The organism is Saccharothrix sp. NPDC042600, from assembly GCF_040647305.1.
GTDB lineage: Bacteria > Actinomycetota > Actinomycetes > Mycobacteriales > Pseudonocardiaceae > Actinosynnema > Actinosynnema mutabilis.
Genome location: NZ_JBEZBW010000019.1, coordinates 1 through 16,489, shown reverse-complemented (window position 1 = coordinate 16,489; position 16,489 = coordinate 1). Strand labels below are relative to the sequence as shown.

Below are 16,489 nucleotides of genomic sequence, written 5' to 3'. Positions count from 1 at the left end.
CAATGGCGTTGCTCGACCTCGACCCCGGTGTGGTCGCCACGGCGCGCGGGCTCGCCGCCAAGGCGGCCGAGCCCGTGGTGGCGATCGCCAAGGCCCACACCACGGTGGCGGTCGAGCGCGCCACGCTGCGGCTGGCCGGGATCACCGGCGCCGACTCCACCCACCGCGCCGGCGACGTGCCGTGGGTGAACCGGGTGATCGACACCGTGCGCGAGCACTGCGGCCTCGAACACGGTGTCGCCCTCCCGGCCTTCCACGCCCTCAGGGAGCACAACCTGGGCACGCTGACCGAGCTGGCCGAGGCCACCGCCGCCGGGCAGGTCCGGTTCACCGTGCCGACCGGCCGTGACCGGACCCGTGCCGAGAAGGCCGCCCGCACGGCGATCGCCCGGGGCGTCAAGACCGTGGACAAGAACAAGGCGCAGCGCGAAAAACTGGTCGCGAAGTGGGGCGACCCGGCGCAGCGGCCGTGGATCTACCTCATCGTCGCCACCGGCGACATCGACGAGGACGTGGTCCAGGCGCAGAACGCCGCCCGCGCGGGCGCGGACATCATCGCGGTGATCCGCTCCACCGGGCAGTCGCTGCTGGACTACGTGCCCGAAGGCGCGACCCACCACGGGTTCGCGGGCACCTACGCCACCCAGGAGAACTTCCGCATCATGCGGGCCGCGCTGGACGAGGTGTCCAAGGAGGTCGGCCGGTACGTGCGGCTGACCAACTACGCCTCGGGCCTGTGCATGCCCGAGATCGCGGTGCTGGCCGGGTTGCAGCGGCTGGACATGATGCTCAACGACTCCATGTACGGCATCCTGTTCCGCGACATCAACCCCATCCGCACGTTCGTGGACCAGCGGTTCTCCCGCCAGGTCCACGCCCGCGCCGGCATCATCATCAACACCGGCGAGGACAACTACCTCACCACCGCCGACGCCGTGGACGCCGCCCACACCGTCACGGTGTCGCAGCTGCTCAACGAGCACTTCGCGCACGAGGCCGGCCTGCCCGACCACCTGCTGGGCCTCGGGCACGCGTTCGAGATCAACCCGAAGGTGCCCGAGTCGTTCCGGCTGGAGCTGGCGCACGCCCTGCTGGCGCGGGAGCTGTTCCCCGACGCGCCGCTGAAGTGGATGCCGCCGACCAAGCACATGACCGGCGACGTGTTCAACGGCTACCTGCTCGACGGGTTCTTCAACCTCGCGGGCGTCCTGACCGGCCAGTCGATCCTGCTGGTCGGCATGATGACCGAGGCCGTGGTGACGCCGTTCCTGTCCGACCGGGACCTGGCGCTGGCCAACGTCCGGTACGTCCTCAACGCCGCGGGCGGGCTGGCGGAGGACTTCCGCCCCGCGCCGGACGGGTTCATCGTCAAGCGCGCCCACCAGGTGCTGGGCGAGGCCGTGGACCTGCTGGAGCGCATCGTGGACGACGGGCTGCTCAACGCCATCGCCGACGGCACGTTCGGGCTGATGAAGCGGCCGGCGGACGGCGGCAAGGGCGCGGACGGCGTGGTGGAGAAGGCCGACGGGTACTGCAACCCGGCCTCGGAACTGTTGGAAGCCGGGCTGCTGGAGGTGGGGGCGTGACCAAGCGGCACGTGCGTCCTTACGGCGACACCACCGGCGACGGGATGGTGCAGACGTCGTTCACGCTGCCGGTGCCGTTCGGGCCCAAGGCCGACGGGGCGGCGCAACAGCTGGCGAACAAGATGGGCATCGACCCGGCGATGGTCGTGCACTCGCACCCCATCGGCGAGGACTTCACGTTCTTCGTCGTCTACGGGTCGGTCAAGCACATCGTGGACCTGGACGAGGTGCGGGTGGTGGAGCGGGAGTACCCGCTGCTCTCGCCCGCCGAGGTCAACACGACGGTGAAGAAGTTGTTGCGGCGCAAGCTGGTCGTGGTCGGTGGGTGCATCGGCACCGACGCGCACACGGTCGGCATCGACGCCATCCTCAACATCAAGGGCTTCGCCGGCGAGAAGGGCCTGGAGTACTACCGCGAGCTGAAGGTCGTGAACCTCGGCGCGCAGGTGTCGGTGCCCGAGCTGGTGCGGCGGGCGCGGGCGGAGAAGGCCGACGCGGTGCTGGTGTCGCAGGTCGTCACCCAGCGGGACGCGCACATCCTCAACACCCAGGAGATGTCCGCGGCGTTCCGCGAGGCGATGGGCGACCGCCGCCCGCTGCTGATCGCCGGCGGCCCCCGCTTCGACCCGCTGATGGCGGGGGAGCTGGGCGTGGACCGGGTGTTCAGCCGGGGCACCACGCCCGGCGAGGTCGCCAGCTACCTGGTGCACGCGATGCAGGAGAGGAAAGGGGCAGCGTGAGCCTGACCGAGGGTTTCTCCGTCACCCACCGCCGGTACGTGCCGCACTCCCACGCCCACTACGGGGGCAACCTCGTGGACGGCGCGTACGGCCTGGGCATGTTCGGTGACGTGGCCACCGAGCTGCTCATCCGCACCGACGCCGACGAGGGCCTGTTCGCGGGCTACTCGAACGTGGAGTTCGCGGCCCCGATCCAGGCCGGCGACGTCATCGAGGCGACCGCGACCCTGGTCCGCGTCGGCACCCGCTCCCGCGAGATCGAGTTCGAGGCCCGCGTGGTGTGCCGGTCGGCCCCGGAACGCGGCCCGTCGGCGGCGGACGTGCTGGACCCGCCGATCGTGGTCACCCGCGCCCGCGGCACGGTGGTGGCGCCCAAGAAGGGCTGAGCTCAGGCGGGGTCGCGCAGCAGTTCGACCAGCGCGGCGACGCTGTGGTCGCGGCGGCCTTCGGCCACGGCTCGGCGGAGCAGGTCGTGCATCGGCTCGTGCCACGCGACGTCCAGACCGGCCTCGGCGGTGACCTCGTGGTCGTACGGGACGGCGTCGTGGAACAGCCCGATCGAGGACTGCGGGTCGGTGTACTCGCCGCGGTCGATCTCGTCGGCCAGCGTCGGCAGCACCGAGGCGATCATGGCCAGCCACTTCGCCGAGTGCGGCACCAGGGACGCGGCCGTGCGGCCCCGGGCGGTGACCAGGGCAGCGCCCTGGAAGAAGCCGAGCAGGGCGGGCAGCAGGGTGCCGCCGACCGCGTACTCGTAGAGCTTGGCCAGGTCCGCCTCCGCGCCGAGCCACGACGTGTCGCCGCCCAGGACCCGCAGCGTCGCCCCGTGCTCGGCGTACACGGTCTCGTCGCCGCTGTAGTAGAGCTGCGTGTCGGCGGCCCCGACGGCGGTCGGGACGTTCTTGATCGCCCCGTCCAGGTGCCGCGCGCCGCGCGCGGTCGCCCAGGCCGCCGTCGAGCGCGCCCCGGACGGGGTGCCGCTGTTGAGCGTGACCAGCGACCGGCCGGACAGGTCCGCGCGGGCCAGCGCGTCGGTGGTGGCGTCGTAGTGCGCCAGGCAGGCGACGACCAGCGGGCTCGCCGCGACGGCCTGGGCGGCGGTGTCGGCGTGCGCCGCGCCGGGCACGACGGCGCGGCCGGGCGTGCGGTTCCACACGGTGGTCGGGTGGCCGGCGGCGACGAACGCCGCGGCCAGGGCCCGGCCCATCGCGCCGAGTCCGATCACCGTGACCGGTGTGCGATCCATGGTTCCCCCTCGGGCTTCTCGGTTGCCGCCCCATGCTCGCCAGGCCGCCCACAGTTGATCAAGTACCGTCATTTTTGTCGGGTACTGACCAATTTGTCGGGGGGCGGGCGTGAAGCACCGGACGTACACGTGCGGGTTGGACGCGGCGATCGACGTGATGGGCGGCAAGTGGAAGCCACTGGTGCTGTGGGAGCTGCACGGCGCGACGCTGCGCTTCGGCGAGCTGCGCCGGGCGGTGCCCGGGATCAGCGAACGGGTGCTGATCAACCAGTTGCGCGAGCTGGAGGCCAGCGGCCTGGTGCACCGCGAGCTGCACCACGAGGTGCCGCCGAAGGTCGAGTACTCGCTGACCGACTTCGGCCGGTCCCTGATGGCCGCGCTGCTGCCGCTGGGGGAGTGGGGCGAGCGGCACAAGTCGCGCATCGAGGCGATCCCGCGCTGAAGCGCCCGGCTGGGTACGCGGGTCTTCCCGCGTCTGCCACCATCAACGCGTGATCAGCCTCGACCCGGCCTCCTCGCTGCCCCCGTTCGAGCAGGTGCGGTCCCAGTTCGCCCGCAAGATCACCGAGCGCGAGCTGGCCGTGGGCACCCGGTTGCCCACCGTGCGGGCTCTCGCCGCCGAGTTGGGCATCGCGGTCAACACCGTGGCCCGCGCCTACCGGGAGCTGGAGGAGGCGGGTCTCATCGAGACCCGGGGCAGAGCGGGCACGGTGGTCAGCGCGGCGGGGGAGCGCAGCCGGGAACGGGTGCTGCGGGCCGCCCGCGGGTACGCCGCCACGGCGCGCGAGCAGGGGCTCACGCCGCAGGAGGCGCTGGAGATCGTGCGCGCCGCGCTCGCCGACTGACCGACGTCGATCAGTAGGGTGGCCGGGTGGCGAGCGAACGCAGTGACCCGGCCCGCACCCTCGCGGTGCTGTGGCGCACCTCCACGCCCGCGCCGCGCAAGGGCCTCGGCCTGGACCGGATCGTCACCGCCGCGGTCGAGCTGGCCGACGCCGAGGGGCTGGCGGCGCTGTCGATGCGGCGGGTCGCGGACAAGCTCGGCGTGGGCGCGATGTCGCTCTACACCTACGTGCCCGGCAAGGCCGAGCTGGTGGACGTCATGGTGGACTCGGTCAGCGGCGAGACCGCCCGCGACGACGTGCCCGGCGGCTGGCGGGCCCGGCTCGCGCGCGTGGCCCGGGAGAACTGGGCGCTGTGCCTGCGCCACCCGTGGCTGCTCGACGTCGCCGGCAACCGGGCGGTGCTCGGCCCGAACGTCGCCGCCAAGTACGACCACGAGCTGCGCGCGGTCGACGGGATCGGGCTGACCGACGTGGAGATGGACGCCGTGCTCACCCTCGTGCTCGGGCACGTCCACGCCGCGGCGCGGCTCGCCGTCGAGTCCGCGCGCCTGGAACAGCGCACCGGGTTGAGCGACGAGCAGTGGTGGGCCGCCGCCGCGCCGGTGCTGGCGAGCGTGTTCGACCCGGCGCGGTTCCCCGTCGCGGCCCGGGTGGGCGCGGCGGCGGGGGCGGCGCACGGCGCGGCGTACTCGGGGGAGCACGCGTTCGAGTTCGGCCTGGAACGCGTGCTCGACGGCGTCGAGGCGCTGGTGCGCGGCCGTCAGTAGGGGCGCTTGGGCATCATCACCCACAGCACGATGTAGATGACGAACTGCGGTCCGGGCAGCAGGCAGGAGAGCAGGAACAACAGCCGCACCGTGTTCGGCTTCCAACCGAACCGGGCGGCCAGTCCCGCGCACACGCCGGCGATCACGCGCTGGTTCTGGGGCCTGGTCAACGTGGTCATGCCTCCACCATCCGCCCGCCGGCGCGTTCCCGCATCGGTGGGAACCCTGAACCACACCCCGGGACGCGTGCGACCGGGTCCGGGACCGGTGGTCCCGCTCACCCGCGGGCAACCCGGGCCACGCCCGCGCGTCCGGCGGAGGTGATCTCGGTGGCGGGTGTCGGCGCAGGCCGGCGGCCTCGTAGGCTGGTCGGTGTGGTCGCGACCCCCGTGGCGCCGGGACAGCCGGACGCCGTCACACCCCCTGCCCGCCGTCGGGACGTGAAGGGCACGCTGCTGCGGCTCGCGTTCGCGGCCGCGGGCGGCGGACTGGTGTTCCTCAGCTTCCCGCCGCGCACCCTGTGGTGGCTCGCGCCGCTGGGGTTCGCGGTGCTGGGCGTGCTGCTGCACGGCCGCCGGATGCGCGCGGGCTTCGGGCTGGGCGTGGTGTGGGGGCTGGGCTTCACGGTGCCGCTGCTGCGCTGGACCGGCGAGTTCGTCGGCCTGATCGCGTGGCTGCCGCTGGCGCTGGTGTGCGCGGCGCTGATCGGCGTGGGCACGGCCCTGATGGCGCGGGTCTCGACGCTGCCCGGCGGGCCGGTGTGGATGGCGCTGCTGTGGGTGGCCGGTGAGCTGTGGCGCGGCGTGTTCCCGTTCGGCGGGTTCCCGTGGGGCAAGATCGCGTTCGGCCAGCCCGAGGGCTGGTACCTGCCGCTGGCCGCGCTCGGTGGCGCGCCGCTGGTCGGGTTCGCCGTCGCGCTGACCGGGTTCGGCCTGGCCCACCTGGGCCGCGGCTGGAAGCTCGGCGCGCCGCTGGTGGTGCTGCCGCTGGTGGCGGGCCTGGCCGCGATCCCTCTGGTGGGTACCGCGCCCGACCAGGGCACGGCCGTGGTCGCCGCGATCCAGGGCAACGTGCCGCGCGCGGGCCTGGACTTCAACTCCCAGCGCCGCGCCGTGCTGGACAACCACGTCAAGCGCACGGTCGAGCTGGCCGAGGCGGTGCGCGAGGGCCGGGCCAAGCAGCCGGACCTGGTGATCTGGCCGGAGAACTCCTCCGACATCGACCCGTTCCGCAACGTCGACGCCGCCGCCCAGATCGACCGCGCCGCCAAGGCCATCAAGGCCCCCATCGCCGTGGGCGCGGTGGTCATCGACCGCTCGGACAACCTGCCGCGCAACACCGTCGTGCTCTGGGACCCCGAGCGCGGCCCGATCGACACCTACACCAAGCGGCAGTTGCAGCCGTTCGGCGAGACCATGCCGTTCCGGAGCTTCTTCCGGATCTTCACCAAGACCGTGGACCGGGCCGGGGTGTTCCAGCCGGGCTCGGACCCGGAGGGTTTCGCGATGGGACCGGCGAAGGTGGCGATCGACACCTGCTACGAGGTCGCGTTCGACGGCGTGGTGCGCGACTCGATCACGGCGGGCGCGAACCTGATCGCGATCCCGACCAACAACGCCACGTTCGGCTTCACCGAGATGACCTACCAGCAGCTGGCGATGTCGCGGGTGCGGGCCGTCGAGCACGGCAAAGCGGTGGTCGTGGCGGCCACCAGCGGCGTGAGCGCGATCGTGGCCCCGGACGGCTCGGTCACCCAGCGGACTGGTTTGTTCACCCCCGACGCACTGGTGGCGGAACTGCCGCTGCGCGGGGAGGCTACGCTTGCCACCCGGCTCGGCGCGTGGCCCGAGTGGGTGATGACCGCGCTGGGCCTTCTGGCCGTGGCGTTCGGCTTGACAGTGCAACGACGAGGATCGCGTCCGACCCCTGGTGCGGGTGTCGGCGAGGAGGAAACGGATGGCGGACCAGCAGGCGCAGCCTGACCGCGAGCTCGGGCCGGTGCTGGTGGTGATCCCGACCTACAACGAGCGGGACAACATCGGGAAGATCGTGAAGCGGTTGCACGCGGCGCTGCCGAAGGTGCACACGCTCGTGGTCGACGACGGCAGCCCGGACGGCACGGGGCAGCTGGCCGACGAGATGGCCGCCGCGGACGACCGGGTGCACGTGCTGCACCGCACGCAGAAGGCCGGTCTGGGCGCCGCCTACGTGGCGGGCTTCCGCTGGGCGCTGGAGCACGGCTACGAGGTCGTGGTGGAGATGGACGCCGACGGCTCGCACGCGCCGGAGGACCTGCCGCGGCTGCTGGACGCGCTGCGCGACGCGGACCTGGTGCTGGGCTCCCGGTACGTGCCGGGCGGCTCGACGGTGAACTGGCCGTGGCACCGGCAGCTGATCTCGCGCGGCGGGAACGTGTTCTCGCAGGTCGCGCTGGGGACGTCGGTCCGGGACATCACCGGCGGCTTCCGGGCGTTCCGGGCGGAGGTGCTGCGCCGGCTCAAGCTGGACACGGTCGCCTCGCAGGGCTACTGCTTCCAGATCGACCTGGCGTGGCGGACGATCGAGCTGGGCCACCGGGTGGTGGAGGTGCCGATCACGTTCACCGAGCGCGAGCTGGGCGAGTCGAAGATGAGCGGCAACATCGTGCGCGAGGCGTTGCTGCGGGTGACCAAGTGGGGGCTGCGCCGCCGCTACACCCAGCTGCGCGACTTCTTCGCGCCGAAGACGAAGGCCGGCGCGCGCCGGTAGCCGCGCCGCGCGAAAGGGGGCCCGCCGGAGTTCTCCGGCGGGCCCCTCGTCGTGTGTGGGGGTGTCAGGCGGTGCGGGTGCGCCGACCCCTCAGCTCCTCCAGCCGCTCGTCCAGCAGCTCCTCCAGCTCGGGGATGGAGCGACGCTCCAGGAGCATGTCCCAGTGCGTGCGCGGCGGCTTGACCTTCTTGGCCTCCGGCTCGACCCCGTCGATGATCTTGGACTCCTGGCCGTGCAGGCGGCACTCCCAGGTGTGCGGGATCTCGGCGTCGTCGGAGAAGGGCACCTCGAAGTCGTGGCCCTTGGGGCAGGCGTACCGCACCGACCGGCGCGGGGCGAGGTCGTGATTGCGGTCGGTCTCGTAGCTGACTGCTCCGAGCCGGCTACCCCGTAGAACGCGGTCGGCCATGGCGGTTCCTTTCGCTCGGCTCAGGGCCGGGGCCCAGGCGGTGTTGCTCACCGAGTGCAACGATCGGACTGCTCCGTTCGTTCCCGGCGTCACGGTCATGGTCGCCCACAGTGACGTCTTTCACTCGTCAACGAAGGCTTCCTCCTAAGGGATGCAATCGCGGCGAGATCGTGACGCGTTATCAAGCTGTCGGGCTACTTCATCACACTGATGGAGTAGTTCCGGCAGAAAGTGTGCGGCTGCGACAGCTTAGACCGACCACGCAGGGCGATGTTAACTCGGGCTTAACTCGCTCGTGGTGACGGGAAGGCTCCCGCCCGGTTACGGAGTGTCATTTCGGCGGATTTCGTGGAGTCGGCGACGCTGCGTGTCGTTGTAGGTGTGCTCCGTGGCGGCTGCCGAACAAGGGTCACCCGGTCGGCCCGCACCCAAACGTTGGGCACGGAATTTATTCCAGTTGATGATTTCAGTGCGGACTTAAAGATCGGTGTCCGGGTGGGCCAGCCGGTCGAGGAACTCGCGTTGGGCCGAGACGAGCTTGGGGCGGGCGTCGGCGAGCGGGAACCAGGCGACGCGATCGACCTCGGGGTACTCGCGGAAGGTGCCCTTGGGGTGTTCGAGGGTGAAGGTGCCGGGGACGACCCGGTCGGGGTCGAGGTCGCCTTCCAGGGCCCAGACGTGGACGGTCTTGCCGCCGGACTGGCGGACGTGGCCCAGGGGGCGCAGCTCGCCGTCGGGGACGGGCAGGCCGAGTTCCTCGGTGAACTCGCGGCGGGCGGTGTCCTCCAGGGGCTCGTCGCCGTCGGGCTCGCCCTTGGGGATCGACCAGGCGCCGTCGTCCCTGCGCGCCCAGAACGGGCCGCCCATGTGTCCGATGAGCACTTCGAGGCCGTCCGCGGTGGCGCGGTACAGCAGGATGCCCGCGCTGATCTTCCCGGTCACGGTGATCAGTGTGCCGGGTGCCGGCCCCGCGCGCGGCGGGTCAGCGCGGCCAGGCGTGCAGTTCGACCTCGGGCGGGCGGCGGGGGCCGCAGTGGGACGGGTCGGGGCGGGTGTCGTCGCCGAACCGGGTGTTCTCGTCGGTCTTGGCGACGGCCCGGACCTCGGCGGGCGTCTTGCCGAACACCTTGCGCAGGTCCGCGCCGCGCAGGTCGGCTCCGTCGAGCCGCGCGCCGGCCAGGTCGGCGTGGTAGAGGTCGGCGCCGGTCAGGTCCGCGCCGCGCAGGTCCACGTCGTGCAGGCGGCCGTAGGTCAGGCAGGCGTTGCGGAAGGTGGAGGAGGACAGGTCGCCGCCGAACGCGGCGAACGCCAGGTCGGCCGAGGACAGGTCCACGCGGCGCAGTCGGGCGGTTTCGGGGAACTGGGCGCGGGGGAAGCGGGCGCCGGTGAGGTCGAGCGGGTCGTCGCCGTCGGCGGTGAGGGCCAGCGCGGTGGTCAGGGCGGCGGTGAGGTCGGTGGCCAGCGGGGTGGTCGTGGAGGAGACGTACATGTCGCGGATGGAGGCGGTGCAGGTCGGGTTGGGCGGTGGGGCGCAGAAGTCGCGGTTGCGCAGGTAGGCGGCGAGGACGTCGCGGACGGTGGGGCGGTCGCGCGGGGAGTCGGAGGCCAGGCGTTCCAGGGCGTAGATGCCGCCGAGGCGGACCTCGACGGCGGGGGAGGCGAGTTGTTCGACGGCTTTGCTGTAGCGGTCGGTGAGCTGGCCTTCGCGGGCGGATTCGAGGGTGCGGGCGGTGTAGACCAGGCCGAACGCGGTGAACGCCACGCCCAGGAGCACGCCGAGGGAGGTGATCAGGGACGTGGCGACGTGCAGGGGGCGGTGGCGGTGGGCGTCCCACAGGTCGTAGCGGTCCTTGGCGGACAGTTGCGCCAGTTCGTCCCGGTCCGGTCGGGGGACCGGGGGACGGCGACCCCACGCCTGTGACGCCATGCGCTCAGCGAACAGGGCAGTGGCGGGTGCCGCCATCCGCCGTCCGTGTCAGGTGAGGCTGAGTTGGCGGCTGTCGACGGCGGTGGGGCCGAGGTCGCCGGTGCGGTAGTGGCGGCGGCACAGGACCTGGTAGCGGACTTCCTCGGTGGTGGCCGCCGTGTCGGCGACCAGGACGGTGTCGCCGGCGCGGACGACGTCGCCGTCGTGGACGCGGGCGTTGAACCGGCCGGGGTGGCCGCACCAGCACAGGACCTCGACCTGGATGGCGTTGAGCTCGTCGGCCAGTTCGAACAGCCGGGCGGAGCCGGGGAACAGGGTGCTGCGGAAGTCGGTGGCCAGGCCGAAGCAGTAGACGTCGAGTTGGGCGTCGTCGGCGAGTTCGGCGAGCTGGTCGACCTGGGTGGGGTGGAGGAACTGGGCCTCGTCGACGATGAGGTAGTCCACGCGGGTGCCCTGGGACCAGTGGGTGCGCACGAGGTCGCACAGGTCCATGTCCTCGTGGACCTCGATGGCGTGGCGGGCCAGGCCCATGCGGCTGGTGATGCTGGGGGTGCCGGAGCGGTCGTGGCGGACCAGCAGGAGGCCGCTGCGGCCCTGGCGGGCCTGGTTGTGGTCGATCTGGAGGGCCAGGGTGGACTTGCCGCAGTCCATGGGGCCGAAGAAGAACCGGAGCCTGCCGGTGGGGGTGACGCCGCGGCGCGCGCCGGCGGCGGGCACCGAGGACAGGGCGTCGGTGGGGTCTGTGCTGGGGTTCGTCGGCTCCACGGCGGGCCACCTTAGTGGTATCACCGCGGCGCGTGATCGCTCCTCCTGTCGTCGGTTGTCGCGCGAGGAGGTCCCGGTGGTGCGCAGGTTGGTGTCGTTGCTGGTGTTGTGCCTGATCACGTCGTTGTCGGTGGTGGTGCCCGCGTCGGCGGCGCCGGTGCCGGCGTGTTTCCAGACGGAGCCGTTCAAGACTTACCAGTGGGCGTGGAACGGGGAGTACTACACGACGGTGGGGACGTACTTCCACAGCTTCGTGGGGTCGTCCGCGGCGACGTTGACGACGTCGTACCGGACGTGGCACGTGACCTACAAGGGGAACGGGGACTCGATCGCCACCTACTCCCACGCGTACGCGGTGCGGTGTGACGCGGAGGATGGCGGGATGGGGGAGGTGGACCTGACGCGGTCGCCGGGGGAGACGTTGTCGGAGTTCGACCTGCGGTGTGGGACGGCGTCGTTCACGAGCGGTAACACGTCGTACCAACTGGTGGGGTCGCGGTCGTTCCTGTCGACGACGTGGCGGTACTGGTCGACGAAGACGACGTCGCCGATGTTGACGTACTGGGGTGTCACGGCGGCTCGTTGCGCCTAAGAGCAGGCTCAGCACTGTCAATAGCTTCAGTGTAACCCGAAAGTGTGATTTCCCCTCGGTCCGGTCCCGGCGTCGTCCTCCGGGACCGGGCCAACCGCGAGGACTGAATGGTCCTCTGGCCAGCATATACCGCTTTGCGATATAACCTGCGGTGTGAGAGGTATGTCGGAGCAGGCGTTCCTGGTGCTGACCGCGTTGGCGGAGGAGCCGTTGCACGGGTACGCGATCGTGCAGGCGGTGGAGACGCTGTCGGAGGGCCGGATGCGGTTGCGGGTCGGGACGCTGTACGGGGTGTTGGACCGGCTGGTCGCCGAGGGGTTGGCGGAGCGGGACCGCGAGGAGGTGCACCAGGGCCGGTTGCGGCGCTACTACCGGTTGACCGACGCCGGGGTGCGGGCGTTGAGCGCGGAGGTGGCGCGGATGGCGGCGAACGTGCGGGCGGCGTCGGCGGTGTTGCGGGCGAGGGAGGCGCGGTGAGCCGGGACGAGGCGGGCGGGGTGTCGGTGCTGGAGGGGCGTTACCGGCGGCTGTTGCGGGTGTTGCCGGCCTGGTACCGGGCCGAGCGCGAGGAGGAGATGGTCGGGATCTTCCTGGCCGAGCGCGCCGAGGGTCCGGATGCCGACCTGGACCTGGAGCACGGGTGGCCGGGGTGGGGTGAGGCGTGGGCGACGGCGGAGTTGGCCGTGCGGGTGCGGTTCGGGGCGGCGCGGCGGGCCGGGGTCCTCGCGCGGGTGGTGGCGTTGGCGGGGGTGCTCGGGCACGTGGTGGCGGCCGGGCAGGGGCTCGGGTCGGTGGTGCGGTTCGGCGGGGACTGGGTGTGGGTGTTCGACGCGCTGGTCGCCGTGGCGGTGGCGGGGGTGTTCTGGCGGCAGTGGGCGGCGGTGAAGGCGGCGATCGGTGTGTTGGCCGTGCACGGGTCGCTGGTGGCGCAGGAGCCGTGGGCGTTGGCGCCGGTGGTGTTGTCGTGGGTGACGCTGGTGGCGTTGGTGGCGGGGTGGCACCGGGAGGCCCCGCCGGTACCGCGGGCGCGGTGGTGCGCGGCGGTGGTGGCGGGGTTGGTCCCGGGTGCGGTGTGGGGGTTGGTGGTGCCGTTGTCGCCGGTGGCGTTGGGGGTGGCGGCGGTGGTCACCACGGGTGTGGTGGTCGTGGTCAGACCTTGGCGGGCAGCGGGTTCCCCGACGCGGTGATGGCCTTGCGGACCGGGACGAGGATCATCAGGACGAAGCCGATGACGAAGAAGATCACCAGGCTGATGATGGCGAGCCGGAAGGAGCCGGTGGCCTGGCCGACGCCGGCGAACACCAGCGGGCCCAGCCAGGAGGTGGACCGCTCGCCGACCTCGTAGAGGGAGAAGTACTGGGCTTCGCGGCCGGGCGGGATCATCTGGGAGAACAGGGAGCGGGACAGGGCGTTGGTGCCGCCGAGGACGATGCCGATGCCGACGGCGAGGGCGTAGAACTGGAACTGCTGGCCCTGTTGGACGAAGTAGGCGGCGGCCAGGACGGCGATCCACACCACCAGGCTGATCATGATGGTGCGCTTGGCGCCCCAGCGCTTGGCCATCCAGCCGTGCAGCATCGCGCCGCCGAAAGCGACGAACTGGACGATGAGGATGGTGGCGATCAGGACGGTCTCGTCGAGTTTGAGTTCTTCGCGGCCGTACTGGGCGGAGACGTTGGCGACGGTGGCGATGCCGTCGGTGTAGATGAGGTAGGTGCCCAGGAACGCGAGGGTGAGCGGGAAGCCCAGGGCCAGGCGCATGGTCGTGCGGAGTTCCTTGAACCCGGCGGTGATGACCGAGGCGCCGGATTCGCCGCCGTGGGGTTGTTGGTGGCGCTTGAGGCGGCCCAGCGGGATGAAGGTGAAGGCGGCCCACCAGATGCCGGAGAGGACGAAGGCGACGCGGACGGCGGCGGATTCGGACAGGCCGAGGGCGTCGTGGCCGAGGAAGAGTCCGAGGTGGACGGCGAGGGCGAGGCCGCCGCCGAGGTAGCCGAAGGCCCAGCCGCGGCTGGAGACGGCGTCGCGTTCGTCGGGGGTGGCGATCTCGGGCAGGAAGGCGTAGTAGACGACGATCGAGGCGCCGTAGCAGATGTTGGCGAGGATGAACAGGACGACGCCGAGTTGCCAGTTGCTGCCGGCGACGAAGGCGAGGGCGGCGGTGGCGGTGGCGCCGGTGAAGGCGAGGCCGCCGAGCATGGCGCGTTTGTTCTGGGTGCGGTCGGCGATGGCGCCCATGATCGGCAGGACGACGACCTGGACGACGGTGGCGATGGAGAGCAGGAAGCCCCACAGGGAGCCGGCGGGGAAGTGGGCGCCGAAGGCGCTGATGTCGCAGTTGGTGAGCGAGCTGGTGGCGCAGGCGTCGGGTCCGTTGTGGGCGGTGTCCTCGCGGGCGGCCTGCTTGGCCACGGCCGTGAGGTAGCCGGAGAGGAACACCGTGGTGACGGAGGTCGTGAACACCTGGTTGGCCCAGTCGTACCAGACCCATCCGCGTTGTTCGCGCTTGCGGTCGAGTGCGGGTGCTGGGGTGTCGGCCACGCTCATGGGGGCGGAGCGTACTTCCCCGGTCGGCCGGTTGTGGTGATCATGTCCCAACCTGTTGTGAACTTCAGTGGGCGGGCCACTGGTCGCGGGCGCGCAGGACCTCGCGCAGCCGGTCGGGGCGGTCGGTGACCAGGCCGTCGACGCCCATGTCGAGCAGGCGGGTCATGTCGGTGTCGTCGTCGATGGTCCAGACGTGGACTTCGAGGCCGCGGCGGTGGGCGGCGCGGACGAAGCGGGGGTCCACGACGGTGAGGCGGCCCTGGGTGGCGGGGACCTGGGCGATGAGGCCGGCGACGGGCAGGCCGAGCAGGGGGACGCGGCCGGCGGCCCACAGCGCGCCGGCGGAGCGGGGTCCCATGCTGGTCATGAGGTCGGGTCCGGCGAGGCGGCGCAGGCGGGCGAGGCGTTTTTCGCTGAAGGAGGCGAGGCAGACGCGGTGCAGGGCGTTGGTGCGGCGCAGGAGGGTGACGACGGGTTCGACGGCCCGGTCGGATTTGACGTCGATGTTGAGGCGGGCGTCGGGGAGTTCTTCGAGGAGGTCTTGCAGGCGGGTGATGGGTTCGCGTCCGCCGACGTTGGCGTTCTTGACGGCCGACCAGGGTTGGGTGGCGACGGGGCCGGTGGCGTCGGTGGTGCGGTCGAGGACGTCGTCGTGGTGGACCACGACCACCCCGTCGGAGGTGGCGTGCACGTCGGTTTCGAGGTACCGGAAGCCTTCGGCGGCGGCGCGGCGGAAGGCGGCCAGGGAGTTCTCCATGCCCGTGAGGTCGTCCAGGTGCCAGCCGCGGTGGGCGAAGGCGCGGGGGTGGGGTCCGGAGAGGTAGGGGTGGTTCGTGGTCACAGCGGGAGAGTCTGCCTTGGCGGCGTGGCGTGGGGGTGACCGGTGGGTAGCCGGATACGGTCGCGCGTCATGGAGCTGGTGACCGGGGAGGCTGTGGTGCCGCGCCGGGAGGAGGCCAGGCATTGCGCCTGGTGTGGTCGTCGTCTGCCCGACAGCGGTCGGATCGGCCGGCCGCGGCGGTATTGCGCGCAGCCGTGCCGGCAGCGGGCGTACGAGCGGCGGGCGGCGGTGCAGCGGGGTGGGTTGCCCGAGGACGCGGTGGTGTTGTCCTCGGGTGAGTTGGCGGATCTGCAGGACCGGTTGTTCCAGGTGCGGTGCGCGGCGGAGGACGTGGTGACGGCGGCGTCGGACGGTGCGGGGCGGGCGGAGTTGCGGCGGTTGGCGGAGGAGTTGGTGGCGGCGGCGCGCAGCCTGGAGCGCATCCGCTAGTCGCTCGGCCGGTCGCCGGTGGTGACGGTGTTGTGGTCGAGGTGGACGGTGACGCCCAGCGGGATGGTGCGTTGGGCGGCGCAGTGGCCGAAGGGGATGTCGGCGACGACCGGGACGCCGAGGCCGGCGAGGCGGTCGTGCAGGACGGCGTGGACGTCGGTGAGGTCGCCGCAGCCGGTGAAGGAGCCCAGGGCGATGCCGGCGACGTCGTGGAACCAGCCTCGGCGCAGCAGTGCGGTGAGCATGCGGTCGAGGCGGTAGGGCGGTTCGTCGACGTCTTCGAGCCACACGATGGCGCCGGGTGGTGGTGGGGTGTCCAGGAGGGTGAGGGTGCCGCCGGTGGCGGGTCCGGTGGCGGTGCCGGGGACCAGGACGGTGCCGCGGTAGGGGCCGGGGTCGCCGGTGAACAGGGCGCGGCGCAGGTGGTCGCGGGCGGGTCCGTCGTGGACGAACGCGGGGGTGGCGGGCATGGGGCCGAACCAGGTGCGGCGGCCCAGGCGGGTGAGCCGGTCGTGCAGGACGGTGGTGTCGCTGGAGCCGACGAAGACCTTGGGCGGGGCGTTCTCGACGGCGGTCCAGTCGACCAGGTCCAGCACGCGTTGGCAGCCGTAGCCGCCGCGGGCGCAGAACACGGCGGTGGTGGCGGGGTCGGTGAGGGCTTCGGTGAGGTCGGCGGCGCGGTCGGCGTCGGTGCCGGCCAGGTGCGGCAGGGTGGGGTGGGTGTCGGTGAGGTGCTTGCCGGGCACGACTTCCAGGCCCCAGGCCTCCAGCCAGGCGGTGCCGGCGCGGAGCATGCCGGGGGCGGCGGGTCCGGCGGGGGCGACGAGGGCGACGCGGTCGCCGGCGCGCAGCAGCCCGTCGCCGGGTCGGCCGGGTCGGCCGGTGGGCTCGGTGCGAGCGGCGGGTGCGGAGTGGACCAGTCGCAGGGCGCGGGGGCCCGGGGGTTCGGCGGCCGTCATCGGGCTGGCCGTGATGATGCCGCCGATCGTGCGGGCCGTGAAGGTCGCGCCGACGACCGCGCCGGCCGTGCCGAGCACGCTGGTCACG

The 16,489-nt window shown here is 72.1% G+C and carries 21 protein-coding genes; 12 read left to right on the top strand and 9 right to left on the bottom strand.

The annotated features are described in order from the left end of the window. Positions 1-2: 2 nt before the first annotated feature. The 3 genes from AB0A74_RS15205 to AB0A74_RS15195 are packed head-to-tail and all read left to right on the top strand — an operon-like array spanning position 3 to position 2,712. Entirely contained in the window at positions 3-1,586 is a 1,584-nt protein-coding gene (locus AB0A74_RS15205; RefSeq protein WP_358249701.1) for a lysine 5,6-aminomutase subunit alpha, read from the top strand. Continuing rightward, positions 1,583-2,326 carry an OAM dimerization domain-containing protein gene (locus AB0A74_RS15200; RefSeq protein WP_358249699.1) on the top strand — a complete coding sequence of 248 codons (744 nt, stop codon included), beginning with the start codon at positions 1,583-1,585 and terminating at the stop codon, positions 2,324-2,326. The genes AB0A74_RS15205 and AB0A74_RS15200 overlap by 4 nt, the downstream gene beginning before the upstream one ends. Beyond that, positions 2,323-2,712 carry a hotdog fold domain-containing protein gene (locus AB0A74_RS15195; protein ID WP_358249697.1) on the top strand — a complete coding sequence of 130 codons (390 nt, stop codon included), beginning with the start codon at positions 2,323-2,325 and terminating at the stop codon, positions 2,710-2,712. Before AB0A74_RS15200 ends, AB0A74_RS15195 begins: the two co-directional genes overlap by 4 nt. Before the next feature lie 2 nt (positions 2,713-2,714). On the opposite strand, the gene AB0A74_RS15190 is transcribed toward AB0A74_RS15195, so the two are convergent. Further along, on the bottom strand, positions 2,715-3,572 hold the full coding sequence (locus AB0A74_RS15190) for an NAD(P)-binding domain-containing protein (RefSeq protein WP_358249696.1): 858 nt from the start codon (positions 3,570-3,572) through the stop codon (positions 2,715-2,717). A gap of 157 nt (positions 3,573-3,729) precedes the next feature. On the opposite strand from AB0A74_RS15190, the gene AB0A74_RS15185 reads away from it, so the two are divergent. The 3 genes from AB0A74_RS15185 to AB0A74_RS15175 are packed head-to-tail and all read left to right on the top strand — an operon-like array spanning position 3,730 to position 5,184. Beyond that, positions 3,730-4,014, top strand: coding sequence for a winged helix-turn-helix transcriptional regulator (locus tag AB0A74_RS15185; protein WP_358249838.1), 285 nt, complete (start codon positions 3,730-3,732; stop codon positions 4,012-4,014). A gap of 49 nt (positions 4,015-4,063) precedes the next feature. After that, positions 4,064-4,417, top strand: a complete 354-nt coding sequence (locus tag AB0A74_RS15180; RefSeq protein ID WP_358249694.1) for a GntR family transcriptional regulator — start codon at positions 4,064-4,066, stop codon at positions 4,415-4,417. Between the two features lie 26 nt (positions 4,418-4,443). After that, complete coding sequence (locus tag AB0A74_RS15175) at positions 4,444-5,184, top strand: TetR/AcrR family transcriptional regulator (RefSeq protein WP_358249692.1); 741 nt, start codon at positions 4,444-4,446, stop codon at positions 5,182-5,184. On the opposite strand, the gene AB0A74_RS15170 is transcribed toward AB0A74_RS15175, so the two are convergent. Beyond that, positions 5,178-5,363: a PspC domain-containing protein gene (locus AB0A74_RS15170; protein WP_343933526.1), complete on the bottom strand. Its 186-nt coding sequence runs from the start codon at positions 5,361-5,363 to the stop codon at positions 5,178-5,180. The two genes, AB0A74_RS15175 and AB0A74_RS15170, sit on opposite strands and share 7 nt — an antisense overlap. 195 nt (positions 5,364-5,558) lie before the next feature. Here AB0A74_RS15170 and lnt point away from each other — a divergent pair, with 195 nt between their 5' ends. Both lnt and AB0A74_RS15160 read left to right on the top strand, forming a co-directional pair. After that, on the top strand, positions 5,559-7,166 hold the full coding sequence (gene lnt / locus AB0A74_RS15165; protein WP_358249691.1) for an apolipoprotein N-acyltransferase: 1,608 nt from the start codon (positions 5,559-5,561) through the stop codon (positions 7,164-7,166). Next, positions 7,141-7,932, top strand: coding sequence for a polyprenol monophosphomannose synthase (locus AB0A74_RS15160; protein WP_358249689.1), 792 nt, complete (start codon positions 7,141-7,143; stop codon positions 7,930-7,932). The genes lnt and AB0A74_RS15160 overlap by 26 nt, the downstream gene beginning before the upstream one ends. Before the next feature lie 64 nt (positions 7,933-7,996). On the opposite strand, the gene AB0A74_RS15155 is transcribed toward AB0A74_RS15160, so the two are convergent. The 4 genes from AB0A74_RS15155 to AB0A74_RS15140 all read right to left on the bottom strand — a co-directional run bounded on the left by AB0A74_RS15155 (position 7,997) and on the right by AB0A74_RS15140 (position 11,033). Next, complete coding sequence (locus AB0A74_RS15155) at positions 7,997-8,341, bottom strand: RNA polymerase-binding protein RbpA (RefSeq protein WP_343933523.1); 345 nt, start codon at positions 8,339-8,341, stop codon at positions 7,997-7,999. A 477-nt stretch (positions 8,342-8,818) separates the two neighbouring features. After that, a complete protein-coding gene (locus AB0A74_RS15150; protein WP_358249687.1) occupies positions 8,819-9,283 on the bottom strand; it encodes an NUDIX domain-containing protein in 465 nt (154 codons plus the stop codon). A gap of 40 nt (positions 9,284-9,323) precedes the next feature. Continuing rightward, on the bottom strand, positions 9,324-10,268 hold the full coding sequence (locus AB0A74_RS15145; RefSeq protein ID WP_358249685.1) for a pentapeptide repeat-containing protein: 945 nt from the start codon (positions 10,266-10,268) through the stop codon (positions 9,324-9,326). 48 nt (positions 10,269-10,316) lie between these two features. Next, entirely contained in the window at positions 10,317-11,033 is a 717-nt protein-coding gene (locus AB0A74_RS15140) for a thymidine kinase (protein WP_358249684.1), read from the bottom strand. Positions 11,034-11,109: 76 nt separating this feature from the next. Between AB0A74_RS15140 and AB0A74_RS15135 the strand changes: the two genes are divergently transcribed. From AB0A74_RS15135 to AB0A74_RS15125, 3 genes are all read left to right on the top strand, one after another. Beyond that, a complete protein-coding gene (locus tag AB0A74_RS15135) occupies positions 11,110-11,625 on the top strand; it encodes a hypothetical protein (RefSeq protein WP_358249682.1) in 516 nt (171 codons plus the stop codon). Positions 11,626-11,787: 162 nt separating this feature from the next. After that, positions 11,788-12,102 carry a PadR family transcriptional regulator gene (locus tag AB0A74_RS15130; protein WP_358249836.1) on the top strand — a complete coding sequence of 105 codons (315 nt, stop codon included), beginning with the start codon at positions 11,788-11,790 and terminating at the stop codon, positions 12,100-12,102. Further along, positions 12,099-12,812 (top strand): hypothetical protein, encoded by a 714-nt coding sequence (locus AB0A74_RS15125; protein WP_358249680.1) that lies wholly within the window; start codon positions 12,099-12,101, stop codon positions 12,810-12,812. Before AB0A74_RS15130 ends, AB0A74_RS15125 begins: the two co-directional genes overlap by 4 nt. Here AB0A74_RS15125 and AB0A74_RS15120 read toward each other — a convergent pair. Then, entirely contained in the window at positions 12,775-14,172 is a 1,398-nt protein-coding gene (locus AB0A74_RS15120; protein WP_358249678.1) for an MFS transporter, read from the bottom strand. The two genes, AB0A74_RS15125 and AB0A74_RS15120, sit on opposite strands and share 38 nt — an antisense overlap. A 64-nt stretch (positions 14,173-14,236) precedes the next feature. Next, positions 14,237-15,013, bottom strand: a complete 777-nt coding sequence (locus AB0A74_RS15115; RefSeq protein ID WP_358249676.1) for a glycerophosphodiester phosphodiesterase — start codon at positions 15,011-15,013, stop codon at positions 14,237-14,239. Between the two features lie 69 nt (positions 15,014-15,082). Here AB0A74_RS15115 and AB0A74_RS15110 point away from each other — a divergent pair, with 69 nt between their 5' ends. Then, complete coding sequence (locus AB0A74_RS15110; RefSeq protein WP_358249675.1) at positions 15,083-15,442, top strand: hypothetical protein; 360 nt, start codon at positions 15,083-15,085, stop codon at positions 15,440-15,442. Here the strand turns inward: AB0A74_RS15110 and AB0A74_RS15105 are convergent. Further along, positions 15,439-16,489, bottom strand: a 1,051-nt coding sequence (locus tag AB0A74_RS15105) for an LD-carboxypeptidase (RefSeq protein ID WP_358249673.1), incomplete at its 5' end; no start/stop codon positions are given. The genes AB0A74_RS15110 and AB0A74_RS15105 overlap by 4 nt on opposite strands.